Source organism: Pseudomonas lini, from assembly GCF_030812475.1.
GTDB lineage: Bacteria > Pseudomonadota > Gammaproteobacteria > Pseudomonadales > Pseudomonadaceae > Aquipseudomonas > Aquipseudomonas lini_A.
Genome location: NZ_JAUSSR010000004.1, coordinates 198,849 through 220,505 on the forward strand (window position 1 = coordinate 198,849; position 21,657 = coordinate 220,505).

The following is a 21,657-nucleotide window of genomic DNA, read 5'->3' on the forward strand; positions in this document are numbered from 1 at the left end:
AATCATCTGTATTGATTTGAATACAGAAAGATATGTTATGCCTCACATAAACACTCTATCTATTTGATTTAAATATAGTAAATCTTATTGGCACCACCTTTGCTAATGAACCTCAAGCCATGCTGATCAGAACGACAAAAATTATCTGCGTGGAATCGCATCTCCCTTGTAGGAGCCGGCTTGCTGGCGAAGGCGGCATCATGGTCGCTGCGAAGCTTGAGGCCGTCTTCGCTGGCAAGCCAGCTCCTACAGGGGTCTACATCACCCTGAAAACAGGACTCCACCATGTTCAGCAAGCACGACCAGATCAAAGGCTACGACGACGAACTGCTGGCGGCGATCAATGCCGAGGACGCTCGGCAAGAGCATCACATCGAATTGATTGCCTCGGAGAACTACACCAGCCAACGGGTGATGGAGGCGCAAGGCAGCGGTCTGACCAACAAGTACGCCGAAGGCTATCCGGGCAAGCGTTATTACGGTGGCTGCGAGCATGTCGACGTGGTCGAGCAGTTGGCCATTGATCGCGCCAAACAGCTGTTCGGCGCCGATTACGCCAACGTCCAGCCGCACTCCGGCAGCCAGGCCAACGCCGCGGTGTACCTGGCGTTGTTGCAGGCCGGTGACACCGTGCTGGGCATGAGCCTGGCCCATGGCGGCCACCTGACCCACGGCGCCAAGGTCAGCTTTTCCGGCAAGCTCTACAACGCGGTGCAGTACGGTATCGACACCAAGACCGGGCTGATCGATTACGACGAAGTCGAGCGCCTGGCCGTCGAGCATAAACCGAAGATGCTCATCGCCGGATTCTCGGCCTATTCGAAGACCCTGGACTTCCCGCGCTTCCGGCAGATCGCCGATAAAGTCGGTGCCTACCTGTTCGTCGACATGGCCCACGTCGCCGGGCTGGTCGCGACCGGGCTGTACCCGAACCCGCTGCCGTACGCGGACGTGGTCACCACCACGACCCACAAGACCCTGCGCGGCCCTCGTGGTGGTTTGATCCTGGCCAGGTCGAACCCGGAACTGGAGAAAAAACTCAACGCCGCGGTATTCCCCGGTGGCCAGGGCGGACCGCTGATGCACGTGATCGCCGCCAAGGCCGTGTGCTTCAAGGAAGCATTGGAGCCCGCTTTCAAGACCTATCAGGCGCAGGTGATCCGCAACGCCCAGGCGATGGCGAAAGTCTTTATCGACCGCAGCTACGACGTGGTGTCCGGTGGCACCGACAACCACCTGTTCCTGGTCAGCCTGGTCCGCCAGGGACTGACCGGCAAAGACGCCGACGCCGCCCTCGGCCGCGCCGGGATCACCGTGAACAAGAACGCGGTGCCGAACGATCCGCAGTCGCCGTTCGTGACTTCCGGCTTGCGCATCGGCACCCCGGCCATCACCAGCCGTGGTTTCAAGGAAGCCCAGAGTATCGAACTGGCGGGCTGGATCTGCGACATCCTCAATCACCTCGGCGATGCCGATGTCGAGGCCAATGTCGCTCGACAGGCCGCAGCGTTGTGCAGTGACTTCCCGGTCTACCGCGACTGATCCGCAGCGGGAGGGCCAACCCTCCCGCTGTTCAGGCATCAACACGTCGAAGTCGCCATTCATGGGGAATCCGGCAACAGTGTTTGTCCCGTAGGCCGCTATTTGAGCGCAGGGGGAACACTTAGCATCGTGTCTACCGAGTGAGCCAATACACCATGCCTCAACTGGCTCGCAAGGTGAAAACTCCGATCTTCGAGGTGATTTCAATCATCCCGATCGCCGAGTAATCCTTAACAACACGGTGACCATCATGAAAATCCCCAGAATTGCGCTTCTTCTCGTTCTTGGTACGGTCGGCGTACAGGCCCATGCAGATGAGAGCCCTTCAACGGACAGCGCCAGCACGGCGCCGATCGAACATTACGCCTACGGGACAACACTCGACATCGACAAAGTGATCACGGTGACCGAGATTGCGGATCAGTGCGGGCCGGTTCCGGCGCAGATGACCTATGAAGACTCACACGGTCAACGCCATGTACTTGAATATCAAGTGATGGGCACTGGCTGCTCCAACGGTTGAGGACGGTGCGGAAGGTGGAGGGTCGACACTCCATGTCTGCCAGATCATGAACCGCACATTTATTATCGTTTTTTTGGCGAGCCTGCGATTTTGTCATCGGCTGCCAACAGGCCTGGAATGGAACGCTTGAGAAACTCCACCCACGTCTTTATTTTTGCATCGACGAATTTGCGTGACGGGTAGATGGCAAACAGATTCAACTCTTCCAGATGATAGTCCGGCAGCACGCGAACCAAGCTACCCGCCCTGAGGCCATCGACCGCAGACGCAATAGGCTGAATGCCTATCCCCATTCCATGTTCTATCGCCACCGTCATCCCATCGGCGGTATTGATGTGAAAGGGCGACACTGCCACGTTGACTGTTTCAACCCCTTGCGGCCCCTGGAATGCCCAGTTTTCGACGGGCATCACCGTATTGACGATCCTCAAGCAATCATGTGCGCCGAGAGCACTTGGTGCATCAGGTATTCCGCGTTTCTTCAGGTACCCGGGCGAAGCGCAAAGAATGCTGTAGGTGATGCCGAGTCGCTGAGCGACAAATCCCGAGTCGGGTAAATCCCGCGCCAGCACAATCGACATGTCATACCCCTCCTCCAGCAAATCCGGCAGCCGATTAGTCAGTGTCAGGTCAAACATGACCGAGGGATAAAGCTCTCTGTATTTGGCAATGGCATCGATCACGTAGTGATTGCCAATGGCGGACATCGCATGAATTTTCAGCCTGCCGACGGGCAGGGTCTGCGCAGTGCCCGCTTCCTCATCGGCTTCCCGTACCTCGTCAAGAATGCTCTCGCAGCGTTGCAGATAACGCATGCCGGCTTCGGTCAATGCCAGGCGCCGGGTCGTGCGGTTGATCAGGCGGGTCTGCAACCTGGCTTCCAGGCTGGTAACGGCTTTGGAAACGTTGGTGGTGTTGGTGTCCAGCAGCTCGGCCGCCGCCGTGAAACTGCCGCTCTGGGCGACCGCCACAAAAAATCGCATGGTTTGGAAAACGTCCATCGCCCTACCTCAACCCAAGCTTTCCGATGAAAAAAACAAGCGGTCCTGCATCAGACCGCCCTTGTACTCTGCATCACTTTTTTCGCGCAATGAATCCAGGCACACCGGTTTCCACTACCGAGTTGAAGCGTACCCGAGTTGAAATATCCGTCTTGATTTCGTGCATTGCCCGGTGAGGCAGTGTAGAAATATCAAAGTTTTCCTGGATATGGCTCAGTGTTGCAGAGGTGGTCAGAAACGCGACTCCACGCTGCACCGACCAGGCCAATGCAACTTGCGCCGGGGTTTTGCGCAAGCGCCGGGCGATCTCTGTGATCACCCCATCTTCCAGCACGTTCGGCGCCATGCCATGCCCGAGTGGCGCAAACGCGAGGACGATGATTCCATGCTGTTGGCAATACTCCAACAGCTCCCATTCAGGCAGATAAGGGTGGGCTTCAACCTGCACCACGGCCGGCTTGATCCGGGCCGCCGCCACAATGACCTTTAAAGCCTCCAGGGTGATATCGGACAGGCCGATGGACTTGCAGCGGCCTTGATCCACCAGGCGCTCAAGCGCCCACCAGGTTTCGATTAACGTCACCCCTCGGTCGTAGATGACGTTCCCATGTTCGTCTCTTGGGTCCTGGTTCTCGCCGGGTTGAAAAGCAAAGGGCGTATGGATCAGATAGCAGTCGATGTAGTCCACTTGAAGCCGTCGGCAACTGGCTGCAAAAGCAGGCTCGACTCGCTCGGGACGATGGTTGGTATTCCACAGTTTCGTAGTAATGAACACCTCCTCCCGGCGGACCTTCCCCGCTTCTATCATTTCCTTTATGGCAATGCCGACCTGGTCCTCATTGCGATAGCGTTCCGCACAATCGAAATGGCGAAAGCCTGTTTCCAGAGCGTCCTTGACCGCTTGGGTGGTGAGCGAGAGATCGCGGAACAAGGTGCCAAATCCAACGGCCGGCATCTCGCCTGATCCGTGCACCAGAGGTAATCGGGTGTCGCGCAGTGCATCGTGAAAAGCTTCATATGACATGTCTGTACTCCAGTCTCAGGGGCGCAGTGGCTATTGATACGAACGGTTCGGTGTTTCGCGGGCGGCAACCCGTTGCTCGAATACGCCGATGGAATTGCCGCCCAGTGCTACGTACAGCCGCACCGTGTCGAGGTACTGCGCGGTCTTCACTCTGATGTGGCCCAGCAACGCCTGCTCATAGGCACGCTCTGCCTCGAGTACCTGGAGAATGCTGTTCTCCCCTTGCGCGTAGGCTTGCTGGTTCAAGCGAAAACTGCTTTCGGCCGCGCGTAATGCATCTTCCTGCGCCAGGTTCTGTTCGGCGTCATGATTGATGGCTTGCAGCGTGTCCGCGACCTGTCCGAAGGATTGAATGACGGTCTGCTGGTAGCTGGCGAGCGTTGCCTTATAGCCGTCGACGGCGGCCTGCCGTTCGGCCTTGAGCGTGCCGCCATCGAAGATCGGACCTGCCAGCCCCGCCGCGAACCCCCACAGTGCAGCGCCACCATTGCCCGAAGCCGACTGCGCCACAAAGGCGGAAAGCTCGACGTGGGGATACAGGTTCGCCGTCGCGACGCCAACCGCCGCGCTGGCTATGTGCAGCTCGGCTTCTGCCTGGCGTATATCCGGCCGATCGTGAGCCATGGCCGAAGGCAAACTGACGGGCACGTTCGACGGCAAGACAAATTCGGCAAGATCGAAGTCCGGCGCGCTCCAGTCGGCAGGACCGTTACCCGTCAGGATCGCCAGTGCGTGGCGCGCCGAATCCCGCTGCTGCGCGAGGGGCGGCAGCAGCGTGCGGTCCTGGGCGAGCCGGGTCTCGGCCAGCGATACATCGATCCGGGTGGTGGCGCCGTTAAGGTGGGCCATGCGCACCAGCTCGAGATTCTTCGCGTCATTGGCCAGCAGCTTTTCGACGGCTTGCATTTGCGCGTTGGCCGAAGCCATCAACAAGGCCTGGCTGGCGACATCGCCCGTCAGGGTCAGGTACGCCGCTTCGTACCGATGCTTTTGCCGCTCGGTAAACGCTTGCTGGTGTTCGACCCGCCGTTTGTTCCCGCCGAATACATCAAGGTCGAAGCCGACCCGTGGCCCGATCGCATAGAAATTGGAGACGGCCGGCTCGGGCGCGTTGTGGACCCGCTGACGGCCCGCCTGGGCGGCAAAATCGACCTGCGGATACAGCGTGCCCTCGGCTGCCGCGATGGAGGACGCCGCTTGGCGAATGGTTGCGTCCGCCGCCACCAGCTCGAGATTGCCGTCGATGGCGCGACGTACGACCTTGTCGAGCTTGGGTGACTGAAAGGCCGACCACCAGTCCCCACGGACCTTATGGCCAAGGGCAATCTGCTGTTCACCAGCCTTGTCGCCACCCTCTCCGAGACGCTGCTCGGCCTGTTGGTCGTAGTGCTGCGACTGGCTCGGCGGCGGCATCTGGAAGTCCGGGCCGACGGTACAGGCACACAGCAGCATGAGAGCCGACAGCGCCCCGACCATCGTCTGGAACAGCTGTCTGTTGATTGAGCTTTTCATTTGGCAGACTCCACGAAAACTAGTTGGCCGGAACGGGTTTGCGAAGAAACACAACCAGCGGGCACACCACCACCATCGCCAGCATCAGGATCTTGAACTGGCCGATTACGGCGATGAAAGCGGCCTGGTGGGTGACCGTTTCGTTGAGTCCCTCCAGTGTTTGCACGGACGCTAAATGCGCAGCGCCGTGAAAAGGCGTCAGATTGCTGGCCAGCGCCATGTGCATCGCCTGGGTGTTGTTGAAGAAGAAGATTTGCACGATCGCAACGCCGATCGTGCTTCCATAAACACGAACCAGATTGAACAAGCCCGTACCTTCAGGACGGAGCTTGGGGTCGAGCGTGCTGAACGCCACCTTGCTGATCGCCGGCATCAACACACCGAGACCAACACCCTGGAGTGCCCCGGCACCCGCCACCGGCCAGCCGTCCATCAAGGGCGAATAACCCAGCATCAGCCAGTTGGCATAAATCACCAGGGCGATGCCTGTCGCCACGAACGGCCGGTGGTCTATGCGATCGGACAGACGCCCCATCAGCACAAACGCGCCCACCAGCCCGACGCCTCGCGGGATCGTCAGAAAACCTGTGGTGTCGGGTGGAAATCCGAGCAGCTCATCGAGCATCGGCGCCGTCAATGCCATGGTCGACAACAACACGAATCCAAGGGCAAAAAAGATGATCGTCGACAGCACGAAGTTGCGGTCCCTGAACAAACTCTTGTTGAGGAAATGCACCTTCGCGGTCAGCACGTGGACCACGAACAGGTAAAGCCCCAGCGCACAGCCCATCGCTTCCAACCAGATCTCGGTCGAGGCAAACCATTCAAGGCGCTCACCGCGGTCGAGCAGCATTTGCAGGCTGATCAAACCCAGGGTGAAAGTGCCAAAGCCAAAAAAGTCGAAAGACGGACTTTTCCCTGCTTTCTTTTCTTCGAGCAACAGCGCCATCACCAGGAAGATGAACACCGATAACGGCACGCTGATGTAGAACATCGGGCGCCATCCGAAATGTTCGCTGATCCATCCACCGATGCTTGGGCCGCTGGCGATTCCAAACAGCACGATGGCCGTCCACACCGTGCCGAATTTCCCGCGCCGTGCCGGGGCTAACGTCTCCACGGCAATCGCCATCGACAGCGGTGCCAGCACGCCACTCGCAGCGCCTTGGATGATGCGCGCACCGACGAACTCCAGCGGCGTCGTGGCCTGGGTGGCAAGCAGCAAGCCAAGAACGAAGAAGGCCAGTGCGGCTTGATAAATGCGCTTCAAGCCGTATCGACCCGCGAGCCATTGGGCGATCGGCAACGTGATCGCGCTGGCCGCGAGGTAGGCGGTGAATATCCAGCCGGCCTGGTCGTCGGTCATCGACAAGCTGCCCTGAATGAACCTGAGCGCCGAGTTCGGCAACGGCAGGTTCGCTGACTGCATATAGGTCGCGAGCAATGCGGCGAACCTCAGCGAGCCCGCACCTTCTCCGGGCGGTATTGCAACAGGATTGGCGTTCATCAGAAGTTACCTGCGCTTAACAGACCTTTGAGCGGATGCCACCAGGGCGCGCGATACCCGGTATCGACCTCGACCGTGGCGCTGGTCCCCGAGAACAGGGGCAACGCAGGATCCATCTCATCCAGTTCGAGCCGAACCGGTACCCGCTGGACCACCTTGACCCAGTTGCCAGACGCATTTTCCGGCGGTAACAGGGCGAAGTCCGATCCGGTGCCAGGGCTGATGCTGGTCACATGCGCCTTGAAGACGTGATCAGGATAGGTATCGATACGGATGCTGGCTTCCTGGCCGGGACGCATATGGGTTACCTGGGTTTCGCGGAAGTTGGCCTCCACCCAGACCTGGCGATCGGACAGCAACGCAAATGCCGGGGCACCGCTGGTGACATAGTTGCCCACCTGCAGGTCATCGACCTTGGCCACAACACCATCGTCAGGTGCATAAACCGTCGCGTACGACAGGTACAGCTGCGCCTCGTCGAGCTGGGCCTGGGCCTCACGCACCGCCGGATGGTGATCGACTTCAATATCGGGGTGACCGTTCAAGGCCACGATCGTACTGGCGATCTGTTGTTCGATAGACGCGATGCGTTGCCGGGCAACCTGCAGGTCGGTGTCCGCACGCTCATAGATGGCACGGGAAACGAACTCACTGGCGACCAGCGCCTTCTTGCGGGCGAACTCCTTTTGATCGAAGCCGGCCGACGCCTTGGCCGATTGCAATTCCGCCTGCTGCTGCCGGTAGCCGGCCTTGAGCCCGTCGATGCGCAGCCGCGCGACGCTTAGCTGTGCCTGCGCACGGTTGACAGCGATCTGGAACGGCTCCGGATTGATCCGGAACAGCACCTGGCCCTTGCGAACCGGCTGATTGTCCTCGACGGCGATGTCGACGACCTGACCGGAAATGCGCGCGTTGATCGAAGCCTTCGCCACCCGGGCGTAGGCGTTATCGGTGGAAACGAAGGGCTCGCCCACCAGATAGCAGGCGTAACCGACCGCAGCGAAGAGCGCGGGCACACCCACCATCAACAGTGGCCGCAGTCTCTCTTTCAACGGTTTTTTGAGCGGCGTGTCTGCCAGGGTCGGCCCTGGATGTTCGAAGGCTTGCGTCGCCGAGATATCGAACTGCTTGGTCATGATCGAATCCACCTTTAACCGGGAAATGGGGCAAACACCAAAAAACAGCCTTAGCGTGCGCAGTCGGGAGGATCACCCCCGCCGCACCTGTTTCGTCGCCGCAACACCCGGTTAGAGCTCAGCTACAACAAACCTGCCATCGAGGAACTTCTGGTTCCTTAATTTTGTGCGATGATGTAAGAATATCGACTCATCCACCCTTGCTCAAGGTTTTTGTACAACATGGCACAAAATAAAGTTACCGAAGGCAAAGGCCGGGGCCGCCCCCGTGCCTATGACCCGCAGACGGCGCTGCAGCAGGCGCTTGGGGTGTTCTGGAACACCGGCTATTCCGGTGCTTCCCTGGACAGCATCGCCACGGCGGCCGGCATGAACCGCCCCAGCCTCTATGCGGCATTCGGTGACAAGCACGCGCTCTATATCAAGGCACTTGAGCAGTACTGGGCGTTCGCCGCCGCGGCCATGCAGGAGGCGCTGACGGACAACGCCCTGACCCTGGAGCAGGCGCTGACGCGCTTCTACGAGGGGCAGCTGTCGATCTATTTCTCTGGAGACGGCCAACCCCGTGGCTGCTTTGCGATTGGCACGGCGACGACCGAAGCGGTCGAAGATCAGGAAATACGCGAGGTGCTGTCGCAGCGACTCAGCAGGCTGGATGCCGATCTTGAAACCCGTCTGCAGGTGGCCGTCGATTGCGGCGAGCTCAAAGCCGATGTCGACCCGGCGGCGCTTGCCGTGCTCGCGTCATCGCTGCTGCACAGCATTTCGATACGTGCGCGGGCGGGCAAATCCCGAGCCGAGTTGACGGCGCTGGTGCGCGGTGCGGTCAAGGTGATTTGCGCAGTGTGAGGTTCAACGTGGGCGAAAGACTCGAAGACATACTGGCCGAGGATCTTGCAGTGATCTTTTGCGGGATCAACCCCGGCGTGATGGCGGCCGCACAGGGGCATCATTTTGCGGGCAGGGGCAATCGCTTCTGGCGCACGCTTCATCTCGCCGGTTTCACGCCGAAAGAAGTGTGCCCGGAAAACGACCGGACGATCTTGCACTATCACTGCGGATTGACGGCGGTCGTCGAGCGGCCCACGGCGCGGGCGGATCAGTTGTCTGCCGCTGAATTCACCGCGGCCGCTGCGGATTTTGAACAGAAGATCATTCGCTATGCGCCCCGCTTCGTGGCCTTTCTCGGTAAAGCCGCCTATGGCGCGTTGTCCGGTCGACGGGACCTCGCGTGGGGGCTGCAGGCAAGGACCTTCGGTAATGCCCAGGTGTGGGTTCTGCCCAATCCCAGCGGGCGCAATCGCGGGTTTACGCTTGATCAATTGGTAGGCGCGTATCGCCAACTCCGGTTCGCAGTGGATGAGAGACGGCCTGGATGAATCGGTGGCAATGCAAGTCTATGGGCAAACCCGCCCGGAGCGCTCTATGATTGATCCCCATGACGACCACGCCTCCCATCCGCCAACCCTGCCCGCCCGGCGCCTGCGACTGCGGGCGTGACCCGCTGCTGGATACCCCGGGCGCGGACGTGCGCATTCTGTTTCTGACCCGCTCGGAGGAAAAGCGCCTGGTCGAACGCCTGGAAAACCTGCAAAGCCTGAGCGACCTCGAGCGTTTGCAGCAGCGGATGTATGAGCAACTGGGTATTCGGGTGGAGATCGCCCCCGGTTTCAACGAAGTACGGACCATGCGCGGCATCGCCATTTCCATCGGTGAACTGCCGGGACTGTGCCGCAAGACCCGGCAGTCGATTCCGGCGGCCATTCGCCGCGGTCTGGAGAAACGTCCCGAGGTTGCCTACGAGCTGCTCAATGCCAACGACCTGTTGCGGGATGCCTGATCGCTTGAGCCCACCTGCTCCACCGTTCGTTCCAGATGCCATGAAACAGGATCAGCGGTCATGCGCGGATTCTGGCCCGCTGCTATGCCTTCTGATGGGAGCAATCGTTTCAGGCCGGTCAGGATGATGCCGGCAAGACAGGCGTGACCGTGGTCCCGGCGCCAGCCAGGTGCGCGACGATCGACAGGTGCCAATCCGTGACAGGAGGTGGCGTATGTTATTCATGGTCAGTTGGACAATCAGCCCGCAGAACCGCAACAGCGTGATCCAGCGCTTTATCGAGACCAAAGGAGCCCCGCCCGAAGGCGTGAAGATGCTGGGACGCTGGCACGCCGTCGGTGGCTCCAGCGGGTTTGGCATCGCGGAAACCGACGATGTGGTGCAGATTCAGAAGTGGGTGCTGCAATGGAATGACCTCATGAACATGGAAGTCCATGCGGCGTTGACCGATGAGCAGGCGGCGCCGTTGTTGGCGGCGGTTGTAGCCAGGTAATGATCGGGGCGGCGAGCCCTGCTCGCCGCCCTCCTCGCAAGTACTGTCTAGAGCCTTGCAGCGCCCATGAAGACGCCTTCGCCAGGCCGGCTCCTACAGGGATTGGCGTTGATCACATTCATCGGTACACCGGGGATCATGTAGGAGCTGGCTTGCCGGCGAAGGCGGCCTTGAGCCTTGCAGTGCCCTTGGAGACGCCTTCGCCAGGCCGGCACCTACAGGGTGTGGCGTTGACCATAATTGATCGGTACATGGCTCGCTACTTCTTCATCCCCACCCGCCGCCGCATCTCGGCGGTGATGGTCTGCCGGGTTTTCTTCAGGTCCGCCCAAGGTTCGTCACCCACTTCGGCCAGCCGCTCATGGACATTTTGTACATTCCATTGATTGCCCCCCTTGAGTTCAGCCACCTCCTCGCGAAAGACCGGCACCGACACCGGCAACCCTTCCCGAGTCCGCGCGGCGTAGGCGCAGATGGTGGTGGCGCCGAGCCCGTTGCGCAGGTAATCGATGAAGATCCGCCCGACCCGGTTTTTCGGGCCGGAGACCGCGGAGAAACGATCCGGCAGCAGTTTGGCCATGTGGCTGACGATGGCATGGCTGAAGTCCTTGACCTCGTCCCAGCCGAGCTTGCGGGTGAGCGGCACCACCAAGTGAATGCCCTTGCCGCCGCTGGTCTTGAGGAAAGCCTTGAGCCCCAGTTCATCGAGCACCGAAAGGGTCAGTTGAGTCGCCTCGACCATGCTTTTCCAGGGCAGCGCCGGGTCCGGGTCGAGGTCGAGGACGAAGCGGTCGGGTTTATCGAGGTTGTCGGACGTGGCGTTCCAGGTGTGCAGCTCCACCGTGCTCATCTGCACCGCGCCGATCAGGGCTTCGGCATTGTTGATGATCATCACCGGTTGCCCGGTGAGCGCCTTGTCCAGGGTGGTGATCCCCGGAATGGCCAGGCGCTCGGCGTTCTTCTGGAAAAACAGTTCGCCGGCGATGCCGTCGGGGGCGCGCACCAGGGCCACCGGCCGGTCCTTGAGTTCAGGCAAAATCCATTCGGCGACGCTGGCGTAATACTCGGCCAGTTGCACTTTGGTGGTGCCGCTTCTGGCGTCAATCACCCGATCCGGATGGGTGATGCGCACCTTGCCCTTGCCCAGGCCGATTTGTGAAGGGGCAGGTTCGGCGGTTTTCTGTTTGGTGGCTGGCTTTTCAGCGGTGCTTTTTTTTTCTGCGGCAGTTTTCGCAGAGGCAGTTTTCGCTGCGGCAGGTTTTGCAGAGGCAGCTTTTTCAGGAGTGGGTTTTTCCGCAGCAGCTGTGTCGGCAGTGGTTTTTGCAGCCGCATTTTTTGCAGGAGCAGCTTTCGCAGCAGCGGGTTTCGAGGTTGAAGTCTTCACGGCTTTCGCACGCTCCTCGGTAATGTCTTCGGCAGGTTTGTCATCGCGCAGGCCATGGAACACCGCATGGCGCACCGAGCCTTCCTTGGTCATTTCGGCGAAGGCCACTTCCGCCAGCAGCGTCGGCTTGAGCCAATGCACGCCTTTGGCATCGAAGCCGCTCGGCGGATTGACCACCGACGGTTTCTTCGTCTGCAAGGGTTTGAGTTGCTCGTGGATATGTTTGAGCGTGGTCTCGTTAAACCCGGTGCCGACCTTGCCTGCGTAGCGCAATTCGCCGCTGTCCCGGTCATGCAGCCCCAACAGCAAGGCACCGAACGCATTGCGCGAACCTTTGGGATCGGTGAAGCCAACCACCACGAACTCCTGGCGATGCTTGCACTTGAGCTTGATCCAGTCGCTGCTGCGGCGGGACACATAGGGCGACCCCAGGCGCTTGCCGATCAGCCCTTCCATGCGCATTTGGCAGGCGCTGTTGAGCAAGGCTTCCGGCTCTTCTCCAAACGCGTCGGAGAACCTCAGCAGCGGGTCTTCGTTGGCTTTGAGTACCGTCGACAGCGCCGCCCGCCGTTCCTCGACAGGCACTTCGCGCAGGTCCACGCCGTTGAGGTAGGGGATATCGAACAGGTAATACAGGATGGCGCCGCTGCGGCCCGAATCGAACGCATTCTGCAACGCCTGGAAGTCCGGCACGCCCTGGTCGTCGGCCACCACCATTTCGCCGTCGAGCCAGGCTGACTCGAGACCCAGCGCTGCCAGCGCTTCGGCTTGTTTTGGCAGCTTGTGGGTCCAGTCATGGCCATTGCGCGTAAACAGTTGGACCTCGCCGTGGTCGATGCGGGCCATGATCCGATAGCCGTCGAACTTGATTTCGTAGCTCCACTCGCCGCCCGGGGCCTTCTCGACCAGGGTGGCCAGTTCCGGCTTGAGCTGCTCCGGCAGCTCGGCTTTGCGGGCGCCGGTCAAAGGCGTCGCCTTTGCCTTGGGCGCCGCCGCGGCCGGTTTTTTCACCGGCTTGGGTTTGGCCGCAGCCTTTGACTTTTTAGGCAGGATGGTCCGATCACTGAGCACGCTATCGGGCTCGGCGACGACCACGTCGTATTCACTCTCGGGTTTCGCCGCGCCGTCCTGGTGCTTGATCAGAAACCACTGTTCCTGCTTGCCCGGCATGTGCGTGCGCACCAGGTTCCACAGACCACCGAGCTTCTCCCCTTGCAGTTCGAACTTGAGCTTGCCCTTGGCGTAGGCCTTGGCCGGATCCTCCTGGGGAATCCATACGCCACGGTCCCAGACGATCACGTCACCGGCGCCGTAATGCCCTTGCGGGATGCTGCCCTCGAACGTGGCGTAGTCCAGCGGGTGGTCTTCGACGTGGACGGCCAGGCGCTTGACCTTGGGATCCAGTGACGGCCCCTTGGGCACCGCCCAGCTTTTCAGGGCGCCGTCGAGTTCCAGGCGAAAGTCGTAATGCAGGCGCGAGGCGTCATGCTTCTGGATGCAGAACTGTAGCGCATGGTCCCGCACTTTTTTTTTGCGCGAGGGTTTGGCGGCCGGTTCAGAAGTGGCCGAGAAGTCGCGCATGCGGTTGTAATCGTCGAGGTTCTTGTTCATGGCGCACCTGCAGGCGAGCTAACGATTCCCCCGATGCCGGGGCCGATGCGCGTGACGACCAACGCCACCACGGCAATCCGCTCCACGCGCTGATAGCCGGGGTTCAACAACTCTTCGCCGAACACATCGGGGTCGAGTTCGCGGTAGGTCCAGGCGAGCAGCGGCGACTCCAGGCGCGGGGTCAGTGCGTCCAGGAACGGGTCGCAACCATCGATCATCGCCACGCCGGTGTACAGCACCAGCGAGCCGCCGGGGGCCAGTCGATACAGGGCCTGCTCGACGATTCGCAGCGACAACTGTTCACCAAGCGCCCCCCCGCCGTGGCGGTAGGCACGCTCGGCGGGATCGGCCATGTAGGGCGGATTGGCGACGATCAAGTCGAAGTTGCCGTCGACATCCTGCAGCACGTCGCTGGCTTCAATGCTGACGTTGGCCACTTCGGCGAGTGCGGCGTTGACCGCCGTCAGACGCAGCGCCGCCGGGTTGATGTCGACCGCCAGCACTTCGGCTTCGCGTCGCGCGCGGGCAATCACGATCGCCCCGACCCCCGCGCCGCAGCCGATGTCCACGGCGCGCCTGATCGGGGCGAAGTTCTGTTGCAGATGGGCATGTATCAACTGGGCGAAACGGTAGGTGTCGGGGCCGAAGAACACCGCGTCGGCGGCATCGGTGGGGAACCCCGAATGCACGAACAGCAGATCATCCAGGCTCGACCAGCGCACGTGGCTTTTCAGCCGGCCGTTGCTCTCCTCGAGCACGCCCGCCTGTTGCAACTGCCGCTGCTCGTCCGTCGACAACAGGCCGGGTTCGAACGACCGCGACCAGCCGAACACCTCGCGCAGGGTCCGGGCGCTTTGTCCGAATGCGCGGTCATTGACCCGCTGATGGGTCAGCGGCGTCGGCGTGATGAAGCGATAGCCGTCCGCCTGCAAGCGGCGACCCAGCTGCAGCAATGCCAGATCGGCAGTGCCCAGTCGTTCTTCCTGATTCATCACAGGCTCCCTATCGAAGGCTGGATTTGAGTTCGATGAAGCGTCGGGTGGCGAACAGACCGGCAGGATGAGAATGTCGGTGGGCCGACAGCCACGGGATCAGCACCTGCATCTGATCGTGTACGCCAACGCCAGCCAACGCGTTTTGCAGGCCCTGGATATCCGGGTCGTTGGCCGGCACCGTAGTTTCGACCGCGCCGCTGGCGCTACCCCGGCTCGTCGCGGTTGCACGTTCAGGCACCCAGTCGCCGGCGATCCAGTCATGCAGCAATTGCTTTTCATAAGGGCTGAACACCCCGAACATCGCCGCACCGTCGCCATCGATCAATTGCCAGAACCGGCTGGCTTGCGGATCCTGGTGGCGCTTGATCCAGCCCTTGTTTTCCATGGCAGCGAGGAAGCCTGGCAACTGCTCGGGTGTCGACAACCATTGATTGACGGTCTTGCCTTCGAAGCGGCAGTAGTCGGAATGCATGTGTTGGCCGAACGGACGCTTGCGCTCGAGCATGTCCAGCACTTCAGCGTACAGGTCGAACGACTCGATGATCGCGCGACTGCCCTGCCCCAGATCATTGAGCCGATAACCCAGCGCAACCCTGCGCAGGAACGCCTCGCGATCAGCCTCCAACGGCAATAGCTGCAACACCGACTGCACGGCCTTTTGCGCGTGGCCGGTGCTGGCGTTGTCGATGGTCACGTGCAGGGTGAAATAATACGGATCGATGCCCAGCTCGCTGAGTTCGTAGGCACTGATCAGCAAATGCAGGGGCAGTTGTTCGTACCCCAGGTTGTAGCCGATGACTTCCGGCAGGCACTCGTCGCCGCTCTCACCCAGCGCCAGTTGCACGGCACCTTGCAGATAACGCTCATCGGGAATCGCTGCGCAGTCCTGCAAGCCATGCTCTGCCAGCAGTTTGCGGTAGATCACCACATGATTCTGTGCGGGATTGCCCTCGCCCAGTTCCTCCAGATACGTGCAGATCAGACCCTCGAAACGGGGGTCGCGCCAATGCCGCAGCAGGCCGTACAGCCAGGCGCCGTCCACCAGTTTGGTCGGGGCAACGGCCTGCAGGAAAAACAGCGCGTGCGCCTTGTTGCTGAAGTACTGCCGGGGCCCGCCTTCCTTGCGCTGTTGCAGGTAGTCGGCGTATTGCCGAGCGACTGCGATACTGTGTTGTTCGACATAGTCTTGCAGTGCCGACAGGTCCTGCGGCAGCTCGTCCGGCAAGTCCGCCGCGCGCTGCAGCTGGGTCTGCAGAAATGTGTGCGCGAGTGCATGCCTATGGTGCGCATCGTCGCTCAGCAGCAGCTGCTGGTAGATCTGTTTAATGCTGTCGGCGCCGGAAATCGAGTGTTCGTGGGCAGGCCTGGATTCAAGTCGTGTCAGGGCAGTCATGGATGCATCTCTCGGTCTGAGGCCAGTGGCAGGACGCTGGATCAATACGTCTCTACATCAGCAGAGCGACCGCAGCGCGGAAAAATTCCATTGGCGTTCAAAGAGCCCGGACAGACGGCCGCCGATACGGCACTTGGCTTGCACCGAAGTGAATATAATGAACCGGTGTGGGGACACTCCCCGGAGAGCAATCATGCGCACGGTTCATGTCATTGAATCGGATAAAACCCCCAGGCCAGTGAACGTCGTGGGTGAGGCGATCACCATCCTCGCCGGCGGGGATCTTTCCAAACCTTTCGAGGTGCATATCCAGCAAGGCGTGCGAGGCGGAGGGCCGCCGCCGCACTTTCACCCCTGGGATGAAGCTTTCTACGTCATCGACGGGCAAGTGGAAGTGACGGTCGATGGCCAATCCAACACGGTGTCGAGCGGTGGCTATGTGCATATCCCTGCCGGAACCGTCCATGCGTACAGGAACCTCAGCAGCACGGCGAAAATCATCGGCGTAGTGTCCGACCCGCGGGGCGGGCAGTTTTTCGCGGCGATGGATCAGCTCAAGGTGCCGGAGGATCTGGCGCGGATTTTTGAAGTGGCCGAGCGTTATGGGGTTACGTTTCTGGTGCCTAAACCCTCCGCAGCTCTGTAGGGGGGCAGCAGTGAGACCGCGTCATCGTTCTTCGCGAGCGGGCTCGCTCCCACGGTTGACCGAGTCGTATCGGCTAACGCAGTCAACTGTGGGAGCGAGCCTGCTCGCGAAGAACGATAACGCGGTCTGGTTTTCAAGAGTGCACTCAGGCACCGCCACCCTTCGCCTGCTGCTCCAGATGCACCTGCAAATCCGGATCAATACCCAGCGCCGCAGCCAGTTCATCCAGATAACTGCGCTCGGCGTCCTTCTGATCATCCACCAGCATCACACTGGCCAGGTACATTTCCGCCGCCATGCCGGGATCGGTGGCCGACTGCGCCACATCGGCGGCGTCCAGCGGCCGGGCGACTTCATCATCCAGCCATTGCTGCAACTGCGGATCATCGGTGTGACGACCGATCTCGGTGCTGATCATCTGCTTTTCCGATTCATCGATACGGCCATCGGCCTTGGCCGCCGCAATCATTGCCCGAAGGATCGCGTTACTGTGGTCTTCTACTTCCGGGCCAGACAGCAGGTCTACAGTGCGCGGAGCCTGTTGCGGTGCCGCAGCCTGGCTGCGTTGCCAGGCTTGATACGCTTGAAATGCCATCATCCCCAGCGACGCCAATGCGGCGTAGTTGGTGCCACCGCCTGACCGGCTCCGGGTCGAACCGCCCAAGGCTGAGCCGCCGCCCAGCAAGCCACCGAGCAAGCCACCCAGCCCACCGCCGCCGGCGCTGGAACCGGCGCCACCGCCCAACAGGCCGCCGAGCAACCCGCCGAGGTCGCCAAGCCCGCCCTGGGCCGAAGCACCACGGCCGCCCTGTTGCGGCATGGCGCCCTGGCCGGCGCCGCGCAGAAGTTGTTCGAGCAGATCGCTGGTGTTCATGACGGCATCCTCTTTGGTCGGAGTGATCCAGTCAGGCAACGATAGTCCTCGCAGTCAAATGCGCCACCACCGTTTGGCTGACGTGACCCCCCTGCCGTGCACGCTGCCTACCCTGGCAGAGCGACCTGACGTGCGGGTCCACAGGCCGGCCGATTTATCCGGGGTATTTTAGTGTGGCGCAGCTAAGATTCATGAGTGGTGAACCTTATTCCCGGATTCCCGGTCGATACTTGCAACCCGACCAGGTTTGCCGCCACCCCCGATAGTGAGGGTGATGACCGGCTTGCTTCACTTTCTGGAGAACGCCCCCGTGATTTCGACTCTACACATCGCCAGGCTCAAAGCTTGGGGCGCCCATGGTTTCACCGCCACTGGCGTGGTCACTGCCTTCCTCGCGACCCTCGCCCTGCTGGAAAACCAGCCCACCAACTGCCTGCTGTGGCTGGGCGTCGCGCTGATCGTCGACGGGCTGGACGGCGCGCTGGCGCGCAAGGTCAATGTCCAGTCGGTACTGCCGAGCTTCGACGGCTCGGTCCTCGACCTGGTGATCGACTACCTGACGTATGTGTTTATCCCGGCGCTGTTCATCTATCGCTACATCCCGTTGCCTGACTACACGCTGCTGTTGACCGTGTCGCTGATTCTGGTCTCTTCGCTGTTCTGCTTCTGCAACGTCAACATGAAAAGCAAGGACAACTACTTCCAGGGCTTCCCCGCCGCCTGGAACGTGGTAGCTCTGTGCCTGTACATCATCGCGCCATCACCGTGGATCACCCTGCTCGCTGTCGTCGGCCTGGCCCTGCTGACCGTGACCCGGATGAAATTCCTGCACCCGTTCCGCGTGCGCAAGTTCATGCCGATCAATATCGCGGTGACGGCCATCTGGCTGTTGTGCAGCTTGTCGCTGGTGGTCAATCACCCGGTGATCAACCCGCTGGTGATGGGGCTCTGGCTGCTGATGTCGGCTTACTTCCTGGGGATCTGCATCTGGCGCACGGCGATGGAGTGGTTTGAAACGTCGCGGCACAAGTAGGTCGCCATGCCCATTCATATCGTCCGGCTCGGCTCCCCGCGCCAACCCGATGAAGGCCTGCGCATCGGCACGGTACGCCGCCCGCCCCGGGGCGTGCCGAAGGCCGAGTTTGCCAGCCGGGATTTCTATGATGTGTGGCAGCCGCTGCTGTCGCCCAGCGCCGAATTGGTTGCGCAAGCCAAGGCCGCCGAGGATGAAAAGGCGTGGGAGGCGTTTCGGCGCAAGTTCAAGGCTGAAATGAACCATCCGGCGCCGAGCCAATTGCTGGATCTGTTGGCCGCCCTCTCCCATCAGACTTCGCTGGCTGTCGGGTGTTATTGCGAGGAGGAGGCGCATTGCCATCGCTCCGTGTTGCGCGAGCTGCTGAAAGCCCGCGGTGCCAAGCTTGCATAACAAGCACGTCCCCCATGTAGGAGCTGGCTTGCCAGCGAAGAGGCCAGTCCATCCTAGCATCGATGTCGGCTGTCACACCGCATTCGCTGGCAAGCCAGCTCCTACAAGGGGTTGCGTTGTATTTGACGGCTTCGGATGTCATTGCCACCTTCATCGTCTACCTCTTTGCGCGTGCGCCTGAGTTCAGCACGAACCGCAGCCTGCGCCGGGTTGACGGACGGAAGGTTGATCATGGTCAATACTTAGGGGGATTGAATGGCTATGAAATGACTGCACATCGGGCGCCAAGGTCGCACCCCCTGGTCGTTACAGCGGTGCCGCCACCTGCTCGTCAACCCACGGGAGGTTTGTCATGTCTGAGCAATCACGATTCATGCTGGTCGCCTCGCCCCTGATGGAACACAGCCCCGCCTTCGACCGGGCGGCGGCGCTGGCCAAGGCCGAAGATGCGGCGTTGCACATCGTCGCTTTCGATTATCTGGAGGGGCTGGCGACGGCCAGTCTGGTCAACGAAAAGGCTTTGGAGCAGATGCGCCTGGGCTACGTCGATCGCCATCGGCAGTGGCTGGAAGAACAGGCCCGCCCCTTGCGCAAGATCGGGGTGCAGGTCACCACCGAGGTGGCCTGGGTCGAACGCCCGCTGGAGGAAATCCTGCTGCACCTCAAGGAGCAGCCGATGGACGTGCTGATCAAGGCGCTGGAGCATGAATCGCTGTGGTCGCGGCTGATGTTCACCCCGCTCGATGTGCATTTGCTGCGTGAGTGTCCGGTGCCTTTACACTTCGTCAGCCACGCGGTGCACGCCTTGCCCCGCAAGATCGTCGCCGCGGTCGATCCGTTCCATCGCGACGATCACTACAAGACCTTCAACGACCGGATCCTGCATGAAGCGGCGAAACTGGCCAGCGCCTGCAACGCCGAGCTCGACGTGGTGTATGCCTACGATCTGTCCTCGATCAGCGCGGACGAGTTCGGCTTTGACAACGGGTCGGCGTTTTTCTCCTCGGGCAAGGCCAAGACCCTGTATGACTACCAGGAAGACGCCTTCCACGAACTGGCCGAGCGCAACGGTATCGCGCCGGAACAGCGGCATATGATCATGGGCAGTCCGGGCAAGGTCCTGATCCGCTATGCCGAGGCTTATGACACCGATGTGATAGTCATGGGGCGGGTCGGCCATCGCGGGCTGGGCCGGCTGATCGGCAGCACGGTGGAGCACCTGCTGTACAAAATGCCGTGCAGTGTTTGGGTGGTGTACACCGAGCGGCTGGATGAATAGCTGCGATGCACACGGCCCCGTGTAGGAGCTGGCTTGCCAGCGAAGGCGATATGTCAGTCACATCAATGTTGGATGTGCCGCCGTCTTCGCTGCGGTGCGGCGTCCCGACAAGCCAGCTCCTACATTTGTCCGTGTTAACCGGGTTCAACGCCGGGTGATCACCACCTCGAGATACTCGCTCGGCACCACCATCGACTTGTCCCCCGCCCGGTTCAAACCGTTGATCAGCTCAGTCAGGTCTTTTTCAAAGGCTTGGGCGCCTTCGGGGGGCAGTGCCGCGAACGCCTTGTGGACCGGGCCGTACCAGGTGCGGAACGTGTCGATGAAATGCGCGGCCGAGCGGTAACGGAAGTTAAAGTGTTTGCGCGTTACCTGCAGCAAAAAGTCGCGCTCATCGAAGTGCGAGTGCAGCCAGGCCTCGGTGCCCCAGTTCGAAGGCGGTTGCGCCCCTGGCGGTGGTGGCATATGCCGGCCCAGGGTCTTGAACATCTGGCCGACGAAGCCTTCCGGCGTCCAGTTGGCCAGGCCGATCCGGCCGCCAGGTCGACAGACCCGTGCCAGTTCCGCGGCGGCCTTGGGCTGGTCCGGCGTAAACATCACACCGAAGGTCGACAATACGACATCAAAGCTGGCGTCCTCGAAAGGCAATGCCTCGGCATCGGCCACCTGGAACGTCACATCCAGGCGCTCTGCCCTTGACCGGTCTTCGCCGCGCTCGAGCAGCGCAGCCACGTAGTCGGTGGAGGTGACATGGCAACCACGGCGTGCGGCGGCCAGCGTCGCATTGCCATTGCCGGCGGCCACGTCGAGCACGCGTTCGTCGCAGAGCAGGTCGCAGGCTTCGGCCAGTTCCTCGCCGACGATCTGCAACGTGGTGCCGATCACGGCATAGTCGCCGCTGGCCCAGGAGGCCATCTGACGGTTTTTCAGGGCAGTAAGATCAATGGGTGTACTCATGAAGTCTGTCTCTGGCGGGTTGGAACAACGGACCAGCAACGGGCGTTCGATTACTCTGCCGTCGTGGGATCGATGATGTTCATGACCTGGGATACGCTGTTGGCGGGGAAACCGCCCTGTCTGGCATGCTCCCGGATGAGCTCTTCATTCGGCGCGATGTACACGCAGTAGATCTTGTCGCCGGTGACGTAGCTCTGCAGCCATTGCACTTCTGGCAGATCGCGCAAGACTTTGCGCGACTTTTGCGAGATGGCTTTCAGATCCCGTTCCGACAGTGCTCCAGCGCCTGGGATTTCGCGTTCTATGACGAACTTCGGCATGGCAACCTCTCATTCTTGTTATTGGTGACAGGGTCGACTAACCCTGTGTGCCAACTATCGCGCCGGGGACCGTCGGCGTCCTGCCCGATCGTCGGCCAACCCTGTCCGATCGTCCGGAGAATTCACGTTGTGCCGCGACAGGCTCACAATCAGACTCACCCTTGAAAAGCGGCACTCGAGCACAGGGGAAAAAC

General features: G+C 60.9%; 21 protein-coding genes. 10 read left to right on the forward strand and 11 right to left on the reverse strand.

Annotated features, from left to right (window positions below; all coding sequences use genetic code 11):
* Window positions 1-285: 285 nt before the first annotated feature.
* Window positions 286-1,542, forward strand: coding sequence for a serine hydroxymethyltransferase (glyA, locus tag J2W17_RS09690; protein WP_307332945.1), 1,257 nt, complete (start codon window positions 286-288; stop codon window positions 1,540-1,542).
* A gap of 250 nt (window positions 1,543-1,792) precedes the next feature.
* Window positions 1,793-2,065, forward strand: coding sequence for a DUF2790 domain-containing protein (locus tag J2W17_RS09695; RefSeq protein WP_307332947.1), 273 nt, complete (start codon window positions 1,793-1,795; stop codon window positions 2,063-2,065).
* Between the two features lie 62 nt (window positions 2,066-2,127).
* On the opposite strand, the gene J2W17_RS09700 is transcribed toward J2W17_RS09695, so the two are convergent.
* From J2W17_RS09700 to J2W17_RS09720, 5 genes are all read right to left on the reverse strand, one after another.
* The gene (locus tag J2W17_RS09700; RefSeq protein ID WP_307332950.1) at window positions 2,128-3,066 is read right to left on the reverse strand and encodes a LysR family transcriptional regulator; all 939 of its coding nucleotides are present in this window, start codon (window positions 3,064-3,066) and stop codon (window positions 2,128-2,130) included.
* Window positions 3,067-3,139: 73 nt separating this feature from the next.
* Window positions 3,140-4,090 (reverse strand): aldo/keto reductase, encoded by a 951-nt coding sequence (locus J2W17_RS09705; protein ID WP_307332951.1) that lies wholly within the window; start codon window positions 4,088-4,090, stop codon window positions 3,140-3,142.
* Between the two features lie 30 nt (window positions 4,091-4,120).
* A complete protein-coding gene (locus J2W17_RS09710; protein WP_307332952.1) occupies window positions 4,121-5,602 on the reverse strand; it encodes an efflux transporter outer membrane subunit in 1,482 nt (493 codons plus the stop codon).
* A gap of 19 nt (window positions 5,603-5,621) precedes the next feature.
* Complete coding sequence (locus J2W17_RS09715; protein WP_307332954.1) at window positions 5,622-7,109, reverse strand: MDR family MFS transporter; 1,488 nt, start codon at window positions 7,107-7,109, stop codon at window positions 5,622-5,624.
* Window positions 7,109-8,245 carry an HlyD family secretion protein gene (locus tag J2W17_RS09720; RefSeq protein ID WP_307332957.1) on the reverse strand — a complete coding sequence of 379 codons (1,137 nt, stop codon included), beginning with the start codon at window positions 8,243-8,245 and terminating at the stop codon, window positions 7,109-7,111. Before J2W17_RS09720 ends, J2W17_RS09715 begins: the two co-directional genes overlap by 1 nt.
* A 222-nt stretch (window positions 8,246-8,467) precedes the next feature.
* On the opposite strand from J2W17_RS09720, the gene J2W17_RS09725 reads away from it, so the two are divergent.
* The 4 genes from J2W17_RS09725 (at window position 8,468) to J2W17_RS09740 (ending at window position 10,578) form a co-directional block, all read left to right on the forward strand.
* Entirely contained in the window at window positions 8,468-9,094 is a 627-nt protein-coding gene (locus tag J2W17_RS09725; protein WP_307332959.1) for a TetR/AcrR family transcriptional regulator, read from the forward strand.
* A gap of 8 nt (window positions 9,095-9,102) precedes the next feature.
* Window positions 9,103-9,624 (forward strand): G/U mismatch-specific DNA glycosylase, encoded by a 522-nt coding sequence (gene mug, locus J2W17_RS09730; RefSeq protein WP_307332962.1) that lies wholly within the window; start codon window positions 9,103-9,105, stop codon window positions 9,622-9,624.
* A 59-nt stretch (window positions 9,625-9,683) separates the two neighbouring features.
* Window positions 9,684-10,085: a hypothetical protein gene (locus J2W17_RS09735; RefSeq protein ID WP_150799410.1), complete on the forward strand. Its 402-nt coding sequence runs from the start codon at window positions 9,684-9,686 to the stop codon at window positions 10,083-10,085.
* 214 nt (window positions 10,086-10,299) lie between these two features.
* A complete protein-coding gene (locus tag J2W17_RS09740; RefSeq protein WP_307332965.1) occupies window positions 10,300-10,578 on the forward strand; it encodes a DUF3303 domain-containing protein in 279 nt (92 codons plus the stop codon).
* A gap of 259 nt (window positions 10,579-10,837) precedes the next feature.
* On the opposite strand, the gene ligD is transcribed toward J2W17_RS09740, so the two are convergent.
* From ligD to J2W17_RS09755, 3 genes are read right to left on the reverse strand one after another with little or no spacing between them, the layout of a single operon-like run.
* Complete coding sequence (gene ligD / locus J2W17_RS09745) at window positions 10,838-13,573, reverse strand: DNA ligase D (protein ID WP_307332967.1); 2,736 nt, start codon at window positions 13,571-13,573, stop codon at window positions 10,838-10,840.
* Window positions 13,570-14,565 (reverse strand): class I SAM-dependent methyltransferase, encoded by a 996-nt coding sequence (locus tag J2W17_RS09750; RefSeq protein ID WP_307332969.1) that lies wholly within the window; start codon window positions 14,563-14,565, stop codon window positions 13,570-13,572. Before J2W17_RS09750 ends, ligD begins: the two co-directional genes overlap by 4 nt.
* Before the next feature lie 10 nt (window positions 14,566-14,575).
* A complete protein-coding gene (locus J2W17_RS09755; RefSeq protein ID WP_307332971.1) occupies window positions 14,576-15,961 on the reverse strand; it encodes an iron-containing redox enzyme family protein in 1,386 nt (461 codons plus the stop codon).
* A gap of 193 nt (window positions 15,962-16,154) precedes the next feature.
* On the opposite strand from J2W17_RS09755, the gene J2W17_RS09760 reads away from it, so the two are divergent.
* A complete protein-coding gene (locus J2W17_RS09760) occupies window positions 16,155-16,607 on the forward strand; it encodes a cupin domain-containing protein (protein ID WP_307332973.1) in 453 nt (150 codons plus the stop codon).
* A gap of 145 nt (window positions 16,608-16,752) precedes the next feature.
* Here J2W17_RS09760 and J2W17_RS09765 read toward each other — a convergent pair whose 3' ends face one another.
* On the reverse strand, window positions 16,753-17,481 hold the full coding sequence (locus tag J2W17_RS09765; RefSeq protein WP_307332975.1) for a tellurite resistance TerB family protein: 729 nt from the start codon (window positions 17,479-17,481) through the stop codon (window positions 16,753-16,755).
* A 310-nt stretch (window positions 17,482-17,791) separates the two neighbouring features.
* Between J2W17_RS09765 and pcsA the strand changes: the two genes are divergently transcribed.
* The 3 genes from pcsA to J2W17_RS09780 all read left to right on the forward strand — a co-directional run bounded on the left by pcsA (window position 17,792) and on the right by J2W17_RS09780 (window position 20,186).
* The gene (pcsA, locus tag J2W17_RS09770) at window positions 17,792-18,514 is read left to right on the forward strand and encodes a phosphatidylcholine synthase (RefSeq protein ID WP_150817936.1); all 723 of its coding nucleotides are present in this window, start codon (window positions 17,792-17,794) and stop codon (window positions 18,512-18,514) included.
* 6 nt (window positions 18,515-18,520) lie between these two features.
* Window positions 18,521-18,907, forward strand: a complete 387-nt coding sequence (locus J2W17_RS09775; protein WP_307332978.1) for a DUF488 domain-containing protein — start codon at window positions 18,521-18,523, stop codon at window positions 18,905-18,907.
* Window positions 18,908-19,259: 352 nt separating this feature from the next.
* The gene (locus J2W17_RS09780; RefSeq protein ID WP_307332980.1) at window positions 19,260-20,186 is read left to right on the forward strand and encodes a universal stress protein; all 927 of its coding nucleotides are present in this window, start codon (window positions 19,260-19,262) and stop codon (window positions 20,184-20,186) included.
* A gap of 144 nt (window positions 20,187-20,330) precedes the next feature.
* Here the strand turns inward: J2W17_RS09780 and J2W17_RS09785 are convergent, their stop codons facing one another.
* On the reverse strand, window positions 20,331-21,143 hold the full coding sequence (locus J2W17_RS09785; protein ID WP_307332982.1) for a class I SAM-dependent methyltransferase: 813 nt from the start codon (window positions 21,141-21,143) through the stop codon (window positions 20,331-20,333).
* A 50-nt stretch (window positions 21,144-21,193) separates the two neighbouring features.
* Complete coding sequence (locus J2W17_RS09790) at window positions 21,194-21,463, reverse strand: DUF4242 domain-containing protein (protein WP_307332984.1); 270 nt, start codon at window positions 21,461-21,463, stop codon at window positions 21,194-21,196.
* Window positions 21,464-21,657: the final 194 nt, after the last annotated feature.